The organism is Paraflavitalea sp. CAU 1676 (assembly GCF_029223285.1).
GTDB lineage: Bacteria > Bacteroidota > Bacteroidia > Chitinophagales > Chitinophagaceae > Paraflavitalea.
Genome location: NZ_JARHUJ010000007.1, coordinates 372995 through 386472 on the forward strand (window position 1 = coordinate 372995; position 13478 = coordinate 386472).

The following is a 13478-nucleotide window of genomic DNA, read 5'->3' on the forward strand; positions in this document are numbered from 1 at the left end:
GCTGTTGACATTCCATTCACTACATTTGGTAAAGTTGCCATCCCCGCTACCCTGGCCATTATACCAACAACAAACTAAATCAACGATCATGCTTCGCAGGCGCTTCATCAAAAACACATCACTGGCCGCAACTTCCCTGGCGATCAACCCGGCCTCCTTTTTTAGTGGTGAAACAATATTGGGGCACAACAATAAACGCTACCGCATCAATACCCACTGGAGCCAGGCAGATGTGGCGCACAATCCTGTTAACGACTGCCATGAAATGGTGCAGGACCGTAAGGGGCGCATCCTCCTGCTCACCAATGAAACGAAAAACAACGTACTTATTTACGATAAGGGTGGCAAACTTTTGCAGACCTGGGGCACTGAATATCCCGGAGCACACGGGCTTACGTTGTTTAATGAAAACGGGCAGGATGTACTCTTCATCTGTGACAATAACCGGCACCAGGTAATCAAAACCACCATTGACGGAAGGGTATTGATGACACTGAACTATCCGAAGGAAACCGGGCAATACAGCAAAGCGGAGGAATATATACCAACAGAAACGGCTATCGCAGCCAATGGCGATATCTATGTTGCCGACGGTTATGGAAAAGATCTTGTGATCCGGTATGATGCGTCAGGCCGCTACCTTGGACATTTTGGAGGAAGAGGGAAAGAGCCAAACAACCTGCTGAATGCCCACGGCATATGCGTAGACAACAGAGGAAAAGATCCCCTATTGATGGTTACCTCCAGGCAGCAAAATGCCTTCAAACGTTATACCATGGATGGAGCCTACCTGGATACCATTGAAATGCCGGGCGCTTGGGTTTGCCGGCCGGTCATCAGGGGAGAATACCTGTATGCAGCAGTATTGCAGTCAAGTGCAAGAACAGGGCAACAATCGGGCTTTGTTACTATTCTCGATAAAAACAACCAGGTAGTTTCCAACCTTGGAGGGTCAACCCCTTCATACATCAATGGTAAACTGGAGGAGATGTACCAGACCATTCAGGCATTTCAATATCCGCACGACGTATGTATTGATGATGAAGAAAACCTTTATATCGCACAATGGAATTCAGGAAAAGTATATCCGTACAAATTATCTCCCATAAGCTGATGATGCGTGTTGTTTGTCACCTACTGACCCTGGCATGTTCGTTTTCAGCAGGTGCCCAGGACACCTTCAAACTGGCGCCGCCCATGCTGAAATATGCATCCATTTTTTTCGATCGGTCGGTCAACATTCAACTGGCATTCGCACAACCTGGCACAGCCATCCACTACACCTTAAATAACCGTGAACCGGCGTTATCCGATAAAGTGTACCGGCATCCCTTTCTGATAAAAGAAGGGTTCACCACTTTAAAAGCAAGGGTATTTGGGAAGGGCTTTCTTCCGTCAGAAACAATTGCCACCACCTTTATACAATCCGGGTTGCCGATCGCGCAGCTGACTGCTTCCACCCCCAATGCCCGTTTTCCAGGAAAAGGCCATTTATCCTTATATGATAATGAAGGAGGCATTGCGGATCTGCATAATATTAACTGGACAGGGTATCAAGGGGATAGCGTGGTGATCGATATTGAATTGGAAAAGCAATCGAAGATTACCGGCGTATTGGGAAACTTTTTACAGGACCATGGAAGCTGGATCTATCTGCCGGAGCAGATCCGGTTATACTATTACAGTGAGGCAGCAAAGGCTTTTAAGGAATTGGCAGCTGTCACCATCCCTTCCGACAAGGTTAATTCCGGAAGCTCCTGCGTTTACCAACTACTGCGACCGCCAACTACCTTAAAAACAAAAAAGCTACGTCTGATCATTCAACCGCTCAAAAAACTTCCAGCAATTCACCCCGGAGCCGGACAGCCAGCCTGGTTATTTATTGATGAAATAAAAGTTTATTAAGTCGTTCCTTTCCCCTTGGCATTTTAAAAAGGACGCCGCTATACAAAACGGCGCCCTCTGGTACACAATACCTCTACCCTATTTCTCCTCATTCAGCACGGCCGATTGGCTAACGGCCCCCATCACACCCCCTGCTACTGCCAGGTAACCGGCTATATCGGTTACGAGCGAAGGCAGCACCACAGGCGGAGCGAAAACTGCTGCACTGGCCGCCGCCAATGCGACGCCGATATTGCGGAGTATGCGGAAGAACTTAGGCGTTTTATCCTGCATACGGTTGACGATATTGCTCATAATGGACGTTTAATTGGTGAATAATACAAACAAACACTACGCCTCAGTCACCTTCACCAGGATGGTATTACCCACAGCGGATGGCCCCTGCGCACAGGGCTCCGCTCCGGGTTTCGCAAACGACAGCAGGGGAAGCTTCTGAATATGCCCCGCCGGCGTTTGCGAATTTCATAGGAATTGGATACCGGGTACGGATGGCAGATACGGACCACGCTGCGATCCCTGCAGGCTTCGAAAGGTTGGCCGGGGTAAAGACCACCAGCCATTTCCACAAGATGGAATCAAGCGCGGGATGGTGCGTACAGGATCCATTAACCGCCGGTTGCCTGTCCGGGTGCTTCATCCACCAGCATAACGCTGGTAGCATTGAATTCACCCGTCTTTAACGCATAGCTGCGACTATTGACCCGTTGATAGAACTCGACCCCCAATACCACTACCACATGATCCGGGCTATTGGCCGGCAATGCCAGGGTAAGGGAAGAAGCGATTTGCGGATCGTGGTTCCAGGAAAGCTCAGTAGTGCCCTGCGTTACAAACTCGTATTTTTCCGTATCGAATTGGATCGTGGCAGCGCCTGCCACGATGCGGTAGTGCGTACATCCCTGGGCACCTTGCACCATGATACGCGGTACATATTCGGGAATACTAATGAGCACCTGCCCGCTCGTGCGGTTGAAAGTAATCGCGCATTTCTTGAAAAAAACATCGCGGAAGCCAGCCCGTACATTGAAATTGAAACCATCGAGCTGCTGCAGATCACCTTTGTGTACAGTACGTAACCCCCGGCCATTGACAGTATCGGCCGCGAGTACACGACTGAAGACCTTGACAAGCCGCGCCTGGGTAATCTTGTCTTTCGCGTTGACCATTACCTCCCGGAAAATAACGCGCATCAATTTGGACGCCTTACCGGCCCGCGTAAACTCGGCCATATTCTCCCGCGTACGCTCAAATAAGGGATCGTTCTTGATCCTGTCGGCGCTCACGCCGTTTGAAGAAGCTGTTGTAGCCATGTGCTTTAATTTTTTAAGTTTTGAAAAATGCTGGCCGGCCCAGCTGAACGTAGGTTTCTCAAACCGGAATGGCACAGACGCTACTTGCACACAGGTAGTGCACGGGCTGCCTTCCCCGGCCATGCTGATCTGCCAGGGGGTGCTCTGAGGGTGGTCAGGGAGTGGTCTGGGAGTGCTCATAGCACCGTAGTACTCCTGTAGCACCCCCGTAGGGTTCGGGTAGGCCAGGTAGGCAACCAGCATACCAGCTTCGTCGAGTACAGGTACCAGTACGCTGCCGTCTTGTGTGGCTAAGTGGTGCATCTGTGTCATGTTGTTCGGTTTGATGACACAAAGCTGCAGCGAATACCCCAACCGGTTTATATAGTACCTATTCACCAATGACAGGTTTATTTTTGCAACAGGAGATCATTAACACTACCGTAAATGGACATACTCAACGCAGCCCACCGATATCCATAAGAAAAAAACAGGAGATTATTTATATAGTAATGACCGAATTTTCGCAAGGTTCTTCCATAAAAAAAGCCAACTCACTCGCAGCCACCGGTTTACAGCAGCAGGAATGAATTGGCCTTACCAGACAACCGACGGGTTAGTCGTCCAGTTCGTCCATATAGCGTTTAAACGCGTCGTTCAGCTCCTTAAAAAGCCGTTCCGGATGCTTACCACGCATCGCCTGGGCAACGAGCTGGCTATGGTTTGACAGGTCGATGCCGAAGCAGACGCCTAGATGCTTCATCACCGCATTCTTGGATACCTTCAGGGCGCCGTCGGAAAAAAAGGCCGACTTGTGCAAGGCTACACCCAACAAAGCTACCGCTGTAGGGGAAGCTATGCAGGACAGCAATGCCGGTTGCGACGAGGCTGGTTGACCTGATTGTTGATCGGACACCTGGTGTAGCTTTTTATCAATATACCTCATCAATAACTCATTGGCGAATAGCCTCGCCAACCTTTCGTCTGAAGCGGTCGAAAACAAGTCATCAAATTGCGATAGATCGGGACAGTTGGGCCATCCCCTGGCGCCGCGTAGAAAATAAAGCCTGTCGTAATGATAACTACCCGAGCGTATGTAAGCCAGCAGATCTTGATTGGTCTGAATGAAAACGGACGCGTCCTGTAGTGCTTTTTCAAGACGTTCCTTTTCCATCTTCCAACTGCCGGTGAGTTCGCCGGCTTCCAGCTTAAGCAGTTCGTGGTAATACAAAAAGCGGCTCATGGCTACCGGTTTGATCTCCTTAAAGAAGGAGATTTCGGCCTCATCGTTTGAGAATCCATTCGAACGCACTTTCTCCCGAAGCTGACAGATCGTGTCTGCACAAAGTGAAATGCATTTGTTCCAACGAAGGACCAGATCAGCCTCTCCCGATTCCGTTTCTATGATCCGGGTAAGTAAGGTTTGATTCAGTGCGGCAAGTTCATAGTTGGGGTTTAACATAGCAAAGCGTTTTGATTTGATTAATAGGAAAAAGCAAGCACCCGCAAGGGCGATTAAGTTTTGGTAAGACATTCATAGGCCTCTGTTTTATGTTAGGTAATGATTCGGCTGATTATGGAGCAGACAGGGTCATCTTGCTACACCGGCACGCAGGCTTTCATGACGAAAAAGCCCTAAACAGGTGTGCAAGCCAGCTGCTGCCGGCGTGGGTACTTATTGGTAAAAAAGGATGATGGCTGGCCATGCCAGCCGGGTCATGGAACAATGGTTGGGTCACGTGGCCATGGGGGACCTTGTATAATATTCACCGTAGAGAAAGAGAGTTGCTGTAGATAAGATGATATGAGTTTAAAAATCCATAACACAAATGGAACTTTTTTCTGAATTTATTTTTCTTTAACACAAGCGTTGAGTTTTCTCGTTTGCATTGGTATCAGTAAACTAAACATTCCGACCGGCATGGCTCAATTCAGCTCGCCGCCAAAGGTAGACATGCCCGAATCCGGTCAGTCATTGTCTTTTTTACACCAGCCAGCTACTTCACACAGCAATCAATACTACCTACACCATCCATCTGCTGCTTCAACCACCTTGCCAATGGCCGATGCTGAATTTGTCGTTTCTTGTGGCCCATTTGTACCGTTTTAGAATATCCCTTTACCCTTCATTCCATCACGAGGGCTGTTGCTGTAAAAAGCGGCAGCCTTTCTTTTTTGCGCCCAGGGGATCATTTATAACCATTCGCATCCATTTCCGGGAACGTTTGCGTAAAAAGGTAGCCCGCCCGCTTTCGCTGGCAATAGGAAAATAGTCCATCTTTTAGGCGAAATATGCCATTTTCTCCCCCCCATACTCCAGCGTATTTTGGCTTACAGAACGAGCATCTAACATCCATATACCATAACTAACTGACGGTTGCCACACCTGCATGCGGATATACTATCCCCCATCCCTCCCAAGGGAAACAGGCGCTTTGAAAAAAGCGTACAACCTCATTTACGTTCTGCCTGTCCTACTTCTACCACTTCCAGTATTTCAAACAACACTCTAACATAGCTAACCAATTAATGCTTCGCGTATGAGAAAACGGATGATTGCTTTATCGGCTGCCATTATACTGGCAGTGCTAACGACTCCCGGCTTTGCAGCTGATACCGGCTACTCGCCCTGGTTTCAGCAAACCGACAAGACCGTGTCGGGCAAAGTATCGGACGAAAAGGGCGCTCCCCTGGCCGGCGCTACGGTGGCCGTAAAAGGCAGCAAAGTAAGCACCCTCACCAAAGAAGATGGCACCTTCACCCTCAAAGTACCTACAGGCAGCACGATGCTCACCGTTTCCTTCGTCGGCATGCTCGACCAGGAAGTGAACGTAGCGGAGAAAACCATGATCTCGGTTACCCTAAATGGTATGGGAGGAAACATGAACGATGTGGTGGTGGTAGGTTATGGTACACAGAAAAGATCGCAGACCACCGGCGCCGTAGCCACCATCAAAGCACAGGACATACAGGATATTCCTGCTCCCAATATCGCCGGCACCCTGCGTGGCCGCGTAGCGGGCCTGGGCGTTAGCAGCGTATCGGGCAGGCCGGGCGCGGGCATTACCCTCAATGTGCGCAATGCCTTCGTATCCGACCAGGCCGATGACGTAGGCGCCACCAACCAACCCCTGTATGTGATCGACAATATCATCGTCACCAAATCGGACTTCGATGCACTCGATCCGTCGATGGTCGAGGACATCACCATCCTTAAAGACGCCACCGCAGCCATCTATGGCGCTGCCGGCGCCAAAGGGGTGATACTCATCACCACCAAACGCGGCAAACCAGGCGCTCCCAAACTCAATTACAATGGCTACGTAGGGCATACCGATGCCACCCGCAAACCCGAAATGCTCTCAGGTTATGACCTGGCTACCCTGCTCAACGATACCTACCGCATCAACAACGTAGCGCCTTCCAATTTCTTTACCCAGAAGGACCTCGATTATATCCAGCGCAACGAACAAAAGAGCTGGTTCGATGAGATCTGGCGGCCAGCGCTTACCCAGCGGCACAACCTGAGCTTATCGGGCGGCAGCGATAAAATGACCTTCTTCGTAGGCGGCAGCTACCAGAACGAGAACGCCAACTACGCCTCGATGAAAGCCGACAAATTCAGCTTCCGGAGCGGCTTAACAGCTAAGATCGCCAACAACGTGAAGGCCGATATCAACTTCAATGTAGACCATAACATCAAGACCAGTAAGAATGGGTTGAGCGAGAACGACCAGCAGTTCCTCGAAAAGATCATCCAGATACCCCGTTGGGTGCCCTATAGCATCAATGGCAAATGGGTCAACTTCAACAGCAACCTGGGCATGCACCCGCAGGGGCAGATGGAATCGGGCTATTATGAAAACACCAAAACAAAGGGCTACCGCATCAATACCAGTCTGAGTTATGCTCCTGAAAGCGGCCCGCTGAAAGGACTAACCGCCCGCCTGCAGTTTTCACAGGCCGGCAACGGCACCGACCGCGACGACTATCGTCCAAACTATAAGATCTACAACTTCATACGTGGCGGCAACAACGGCGCCCTGTATACCGATACACTCACCCCTACCGGCGCCGAAATAAACGTGGTGCAGGGCACCAACCAGTTCCTGCGCCGCAAACTGGGCAATGCCAATAGCTACCAAGCAACTTTCACCCTGCAATACCAGCGCACGTTTGGCCAGCACAGCATCAATGTGATCGCCGGCGGAGAACAGTCGGAATCGAATGCAGAAAACCTGGCCGTAGAGTGGCTTGGCCAGGAGATCCCCAATGTAGATGAATTCTGGGCATTTGGTCAGTCGCCGGTGGTGCGCGATAAAGACATATCAGAATCGAGCAAGCGCTCCTTCTTCAGCCGCCTGAGCTACAACTTTGCCGGCAAGTATTCGCTGGAAGGCATTACGCGGTACGATGCCTCTGCCAATTTTGCTACTGGCAATATCTGGGGCGTATTCCCGAGTGTAGGTCTGGGCTGGCTCGTTAGTGAAGAAAGATTCTTCCGTGATGTGTTGCCATCCGTCAACTACTTTAAGCTAAGGGCCAACTTTGGCCTCACGGGCGATGACCGCATCGATCAACGCCTGTGGCAGGAATGGTATGCAATAAACATCACCGGGTATATGTACAACGAAACCCTGGTACCCGGCTTAAAGCAGAACCGCATCCCCAACCCCGATATCACCTGGGAGAAAAAACGCACCCTCAACATTGGCGCAGACGTCTCCCTGTTCAACAACAAACTGAGCCTCGGCGTAGATGTGTTCCAGAACTTCTCGTACGATGCTTTCGATAAAGGCGCTACCGACAACTTTCCCATGTATGCAGGGTTTACACCACCGCTGGTCAACTACATGGAACGCTACTCCTGGGGATCGGAGTTCTCGATCGGTTATCAAACCCGGTTTACACCCGACCTCTCCTTCAAGTCAAGCATCAATTTCAGCTTCGGCAACGCCGTCACCAGCCGCACTTACTACAACCCCTACCTGTTGTGGGACAGGCAGGCAGAAGACTGGCAGATCCACTTCGGCACCGATCCGCGGAAATACAATTCCAACAATATCGGTATGATCACCGAAGGCATGTTCCGGAGCCAGGAAGACGTAGATGCATTCCTGGCCAAGAAACCCAACTATACCATCAACGGACTGGTACCGCAGGCCGGCTGGCTCTATTTCAAAGACATCAATGGCGACGGCGTCATCACCGACAAGGACAAGACCACGATGTTCGACCACATTGATCCAACCCTGGCCACTGGTATCCAGTTGTCGCTCACCTACAAATCGCTGGCCATGAACGTAAACATTGCTGCGCGGTTTGGTGGTAAAGAATTCTACGACAGCAAGGCCAGGAGAAGCCGTCCCACGCCCAACAACAATGTGCCCAGCTTCTGGACCGATCGCTGGACGCCCGAAAACCACAACGGAAAATTCCCCCGTCACGACGACGCTTCTATTGTAGCCGGATGGGAATCGGATTTCTGGGCGGTAGATGGTACCATGATCCGGGTGAACGACATGACGATCGTGTACAGCGTTCCGGAGAAGATCATCAAAAAAGCAGGGTTCAGCAACGCCCGGATACTCGCTACGGGCAACAACCTGTGGGTACTGAAGAATCCGCTCAAATACAAGGATCCCTACTCCAGCTACATATTCGATTATCCAACCCTCCGAACCATTTCTGTAGGTCTCAGCCTGGGACTCTAAGCTAAAACGACGACAATGAAAAAGATACTTCAACTCTCTATATACCTGCTGGCTGGACTTACCGCCGGCCTCTTCACGAGCTGCAAAAAAACGGAAGACTTCCTGCGATTACCCAATCGGGATGGCCTGGATGCGCGCATCTGGGAAACAGAGGGCGCCGTGCAGTACTTCCTGAATGAAACGTATCACGTGATCATGCCCGAGTTCTATTACCAGTATACCCTGAACAGCTATGCGTTTCATATGGGCAGCGATGAGAACCTCTATTCCGCTGCCGACGGGTCGATCAAAAAACTGTTCAACTTCAACGGCGTGATGATCGCCAACGATGTAAAATATGTGGGCGCCAAATACCAGGGCACCAACCCCGGCGACAACCGCTATTTCGACATCGCCCGCTGTAACATCGCCATTGCCAACCTGCCGGTTAGTCAAACCATACCGGCGGCCACCAAACGCTCCATGCTGGGACAGTTCTATGTACTGCGGGCCATGGCCTACCTGGGCCTCACCAAGGTATATGGCGGCATGCCGCTTGTGCTGGAGCCGCAGAGCCCCGGCGACCTGAAACTGAGCGGACGGGTAAAAGCTAAAGTGATGTTTGAGCAGATCGTGAAAGACCTCGACTCGGGCATGGTGATGCTGGATGGCGTTACCTGGCTGGATGCTACGGAGAGGGGCAAACTCACCAAAGCGGCAGCGGCAGCCATCAAGGCAAAAGCCCTGTTGTACTGGGCTAGCCCACAGTTCAACCCGGTGAATGATGGAAAGCATCGTTATGACGCAACACGCTGGGAAGCGGCGCATAAGGCTACGAAAGAAGCCTATGAGATCTGTAAGAACGCAGGCCATGCGTTGGTAGCAGATTATTCGAAGATCTTCCTCACCGAAGGCACTGCCAATAAAGAAGCGATCATCGTACGGTCTTATTCCGATAAAGTGGTGAAACGCACCCATGGCGTAGAAGCAAGGTGCCGTCCGGCATCCGAGCAAGGACAGCCCAATGATATGTATTACGCCAGCACCCGCATGATCGATGCCTACACCATGAAGGATGGTACACCTATCAACCAGAGTGCCGCCTATGACCCCGAGATGTTCTGGCTCAACCGCGACCCACGCTTCGACGCAACGATCGCTTACAATGGCGCTCCCTGGAAACTAAGTGGTGTTGCTGGCCGCCGCCAATGGACCTATGTAAAGGCCCTCAACGAAACCGGCGACCGTGGTTTTTATTGCAAACGCTTCTCCAGTCCCGACCTGCCTGCCGGCAGTGTTCGCCAGGCCAATGACCTGGGTGGCAGTGGCATGGATTGGATAGAGCTGCGCTTTGCGGAAGTGATGCTCGACTACGCAGAAACCGCCAATGAAACCGGCGACATGGCCACGGCAAAAACACTCGTGCGCGAGATCCGCCAACGTGCCGGTATTCAGGCAGGCGCCAATGATTACGGCCTCGGCTTTGCCACCAGCAAAGACCAGCTGCGCGACCTGATCCTGAACGAGCGCATGGTGGAATTTGCCTTCGAAGGTAAACGCCACGACGACCTGCGCAGAACGAGAAGAATGCATTTGCTGACCGGCAACCTGTTGTCTATGCAGTTCGAATGTATCGACGACAACAAACGTAAATTCCTGGAAACCCTCAACGCTGCCGGCAAACTCAACCGCGATACGCTCGATATGACCAATAAAGCATCGGTAAAAGCATTTTTCAAAGCGCCCCGCCTGATCACGGTATCGGGCAATGGCGGATTTGCAATGCCTGAATTCTATTACTTCTTTGGCCTATCGAATCAGTTCATCAATTCGAGTCCGCTGCTGGAACAAACCATTGGCTGGGATGGCGGCACATTCGATCCATTGTAAACGAGCCGTCATTATTGAACCCATTTGTAAAACAAGGAAATTCAACATGAAACGATATACGATCAGAACGGCCGCCCTCCTATTCGCCTGTTGCGCGTTGCTGGGCGCCTGTAAAAAAGAAGCGCAGAACATCTTCAACATGTTCGACGTAACACTCGAGCTGCACAACAACAAGGAAAGCGCTGCCAAAGAATACAATGAGGTAAACCCGAACGATACGCTGGTGATCGATTTCACCATCCATTCACCCAACAAAGACATGTACATGATCTGTATATGGCGGGCCGGCCAGGGTGTGCCGGGCATCAAGATCCCGATCAATGATCCAGCGAAGCGGCGCTCCTACTCGGATGCCGTAACCATTAAAGCCGACCAGGGCGTGGGCACCACTACCTTTCGCGTTTGGGCGCTCGACGAAGACGGCGTTTACTTAGGCGATGGCGATAAGATGATCACGCTTTCGGTGAAGACAGATTACAAGTACCTGCCCAATCGCAGCCTCTTTCTGCCCGATACGGCCACGAAGAAAGCGCCTTCCTTTTTCTCCCTGAGCAAGGGAACCAGCTTCAATTACGCAGATGCTGCACCGATATCGGCCGATATCGACTTTGCGATCTACCAGAAGTTTGTCAAGAACCCCAGCCCACCTGCCGGAGGGCCCGATACGACGTTGATACGTTGCCTGTATACGCCAGGCGCCGATCCAAATCCTTTTCCACTGTACGACCTAAGCAGCTGGACCAAACGCGGCACATTATTTTCGGCGCCCGTGAGTGGCTCGGCGGCCAACTTCACCAGCATGTTCAAAACGGGAGTGGCCATTGAGACGGAAGCGAAAAAACGAACGATTAACCTCACCCACTATGCCACTTTCCCGGGCATTCAGTCGGGCCAGTTCATTTACTTTAAAACACCCGAAGGAAAGTATGGCGTCATGCTCGTTCATATCTTTACCCTGACATACGACGACAAGCCGTACCTGAATGTAAGTATCAAGGTGCAGCAGTAACGGCCGCCACGTTCACGTAATACATGGCCTCAATGGCAGTTTTAGTGAACAACGAGGCCTGTTCACTGTTGACGGTACTGCTTTGCCATTGTTCCTTTGGCATGATCCTGACATTGGCCGTACTACTCTTCAACACCAATGGCAGGTTAAAGCCGGGTACACAGTTGCTGTAGCGATAGAATACTTTAGTCTTGTCATCACTGAAGTAATATTCAAAGCTGGGTATTTGCGTGGTGCGCAGGTACTGATCGAACACCTTGCTATAGTTGAAACCGGCCTTTGCACTTACATATCTTTCCACCTCCGTCGAATTGACTGTTTTGTGGTAGAAGTCCTTGTTGAGGCCACGCAGGATATTGCGGAACCGGTTATCATCATCCATACTGTGACGAATCGAATGCAACAGGTTGCCGCCTTTGGGATACATATCACCACTACCCTGCGCATTGACATAGTAAGCTGGAATGATCGTTTTGTCGTTGCGGATACCGCGGCGTATGCCCTGGTTGTATTGATTGGCAGCCTCTACACCAAAGAGGTAATCGATAAAGAGTGTTTCACTATAATTGGTGAATCCTTCATGCACCCACATATCGGCCAGATCGTTGGTGGTAATGTTGTTGCCAAACCATTCATGGCCGCTTTCGTGAATGATGATAAAATCCCATTTCATACCCCAGCCTGTGCCAGATCCATCGCGGCCACGGTATCCGGGTTTGTACCAGTTACCGTAGGATACCGCGCTTTGGTGTTCCATGCCCGTATTGGAGGTTTCTACCAGCTTGTAGCCATCCTCATAAAAAGGATAAGGACCAAACCAGTGCTCGAAAGCATGCAGCATAATGTTCACTTCTTTGGGCATGTAGGCTTTTGCTTTTTCGAGATTGTAGTCGAGTACCCAATAATTGATATCGAGGGGGCCTTTTTCTCCTTTGTATGTTTCGCCCCAGTTAACATATTTACCGATATAAGGGATGAGGCAATAATTGCTGATGGGATTAACAACCGACCACTTCCACGAGGTAGTACCATCACCATTTGCCTCTTTGGACTCAAGGCGCCCCATCGCGATCGCAGAGAGGGAGTCGGCCACCGTCATGGTAAGGCTGGCGCCTTTATCGGGCTCATCACTCTGATGATCTTTGCAGGGATACCAGATGGAAGCGCCCAGCCCCTGGCAGGTTACCGTCATCCACGGACGGCCGAGTGAGTCGGTGGTCCAGGTCCAGCCGCCGTCCCAGGGCGGACGTACGGCTTCATGCGCCTTGCCGTGGTAGTAGATGGCAACGGTATTAGTGCTGTTCTTCTTTTGCTTTGGGGTATTGATATACCAAACCGTACCCTCTTTAGCAAAGGATAAGGTTTCCTTTTGATTGAAGATTACACTATCGATGAGGAGCGGTTCGCGCATGTCGATTTGCATGCGCTGGCTATTGCCCACCACTTTATAGGTGATCGTATTAGATCCGCTGATAGTTTTATTGGCGTAGTCGGGTTTTACCGCCAGGTCGTACCGCTGGATATCCCACCAGGTACGTTCGGGCGTGAGCGAACCGCGGAGCGTGTCGGCATGAGTAAAGGACTTCGATTGCGCGCCTGCATACAAGGTGAGCAGGCAGGCACAGGAAACAGTGAGCATTTTTTTTGTCAGCATGACCAAATTTACCGGTAGCCAGGCAATAGGGATGGCAT

The 13478-nt window shown here is 50.9% G+C and carries 9 protein-coding genes; 5 read left to right on the forward strand and 4 right to left on the reverse strand.

Features of this window, described 5'->3' with window-relative positions; genetic code table 11:
• Window positions 1-88 precede the first annotated feature (88 nt).
• Window positions 89-1114, forward strand: coding sequence for a 6-bladed beta-propeller (locus P2H89_RS23905; RefSeq protein WP_275831705.1), 1026 nt, complete (start codon window positions 89-91; stop codon window positions 1112-1114).
• Window positions 1066-1905, forward strand: a complete 840-nt coding sequence (locus P2H89_RS23910) for an FN3 associated domain-containing protein (RefSeq protein ID WP_275831707.1) — start codon at window positions 1066-1068, stop codon at window positions 1903-1905. The genes P2H89_RS23905 and P2H89_RS23910 overlap by 49 nt, the downstream gene beginning before the upstream one ends.
• Window positions 1906-1983: 78 nt before the next feature.
• On the opposite strand, the gene P2H89_RS23915 is transcribed toward P2H89_RS23910, so the two are convergent.
• From P2H89_RS23915 to P2H89_RS23925, 3 genes are all read right to left on the reverse strand, one after another.
• A complete protein-coding gene (locus P2H89_RS23915) occupies window positions 1984-2199 on the reverse strand; it encodes a hypothetical protein (RefSeq protein ID WP_275831709.1) in 216 nt (71 codons plus the stop codon).
• Between the two features lie 311 nt (window positions 2200-2510).
• On the reverse strand, window positions 2511-3527 hold the full coding sequence (locus P2H89_RS23920; protein ID WP_275831711.1) for a hypothetical protein: 1017 nt from the start codon (window positions 3525-3527) through the stop codon (window positions 2511-2513).
• A gap of 283 nt (window positions 3528-3810) precedes the next feature.
• Window positions 3811-4656 carry an RteC domain-containing protein gene (locus P2H89_RS23925; protein ID WP_275831713.1) on the reverse strand — a complete coding sequence of 282 codons (846 nt, stop codon included), beginning with the start codon at window positions 4654-4656 and terminating at the stop codon, window positions 3811-3813.
• A gap of 1078 nt (window positions 4657-5734) precedes the next feature.
• On the opposite strand from P2H89_RS23925, the gene P2H89_RS23930 reads away from it, so the two are divergent.
• From P2H89_RS23930 to P2H89_RS23940, 3 genes are read left to right on the forward strand one after another with little or no spacing between them, the layout of a single operon-like run.
• Window positions 5735-8908, forward strand: a complete 3174-nt coding sequence (locus tag P2H89_RS23930) for a TonB-dependent receptor (RefSeq protein ID WP_275831715.1) — start codon at window positions 5735-5737, stop codon at window positions 8906-8908.
• Window positions 8909-8923: 15 nt separating this feature from the next.
• Entirely contained in the window at window positions 8924-10777 is a 1854-nt protein-coding gene (locus P2H89_RS23935) for a RagB/SusD family nutrient uptake outer membrane protein (RefSeq protein WP_275831717.1), read from the forward strand.
• A gap of 46 nt (window positions 10778-10823) precedes the next feature.
• Window positions 10824-11786 (forward strand): hypothetical protein, encoded by a 963-nt coding sequence (locus P2H89_RS23940; RefSeq protein ID WP_275831719.1) that lies wholly within the window; start codon window positions 10824-10826, stop codon window positions 11784-11786.
• On the opposite strand, the gene P2H89_RS23945 is transcribed toward P2H89_RS23940, so the two are convergent.
• On the reverse strand, window positions 11770-13440 hold the full coding sequence (locus P2H89_RS23945) for a M1 family metallopeptidase (protein ID WP_275831721.1): 1671 nt from the start codon (window positions 13438-13440) through the stop codon (window positions 11770-11772). The genes P2H89_RS23940 and P2H89_RS23945 overlap by 17 nt on opposite strands.
• Between the last annotated feature and the right edge of the window lie 38 nt (window positions 13441-13478).

Coding starts and splice junctions, on each gene's coding strand:
- P2H89_RS23920 (WP_275831711.1), bottom strand. CDS start 3,527: ATGACACAGATGCACCACTTAGCCACACAAGACGGCAGCGTACTGGTA.
- P2H89_RS23935 (WP_275831717.1), top strand. CDS start 8,924: ATGAAAAAGATACTTCAACTCTCTATATACCTGCTGGCTGGACTTACC.
- P2H89_RS23915 (WP_275831709.1), bottom strand. CDS start 2,199: ATGAGCAATATCGTCAACCGTATGCAGGATAAAACGCCTAAGTTCTTC.
- P2H89_RS23945 (WP_275831721.1), bottom strand. CDS start 13,440: ATGCTGACAAAAAAAATGCTCACTGTTTCCTGTGCCTGCCTGCTCACC.
- P2H89_RS23905 (WP_275831705.1), top strand. CDS start 89: ATGCTTCGCAGGCGCTTCATCAAAAACACATCACTGGCCGCAACTTCC.
- P2H89_RS23910 (WP_275831707.1), top strand. CDS start 1,066: ATGGAATTCAGGAAAAGTATATCCGTACAAATTATCTCCCATAAGCTG.
- P2H89_RS23940 (WP_275831719.1), top strand. CDS start 10,824: ATGAAACGATATACGATCAGAACGGCCGCCCTCCTATTCGCCTGTTGC.
- P2H89_RS23925 (WP_275831713.1), bottom strand. CDS start 4,656: ATGTTAAACCCCAACTATGAACTTGCCGCACTGAATCAAACCTTACTT.
- P2H89_RS23930 (WP_275831715.1), top strand. CDS start 5,735: ATGAGAAAACGGATGATTGCTTTATCGGCTGCCATTATACTGGCAGTG.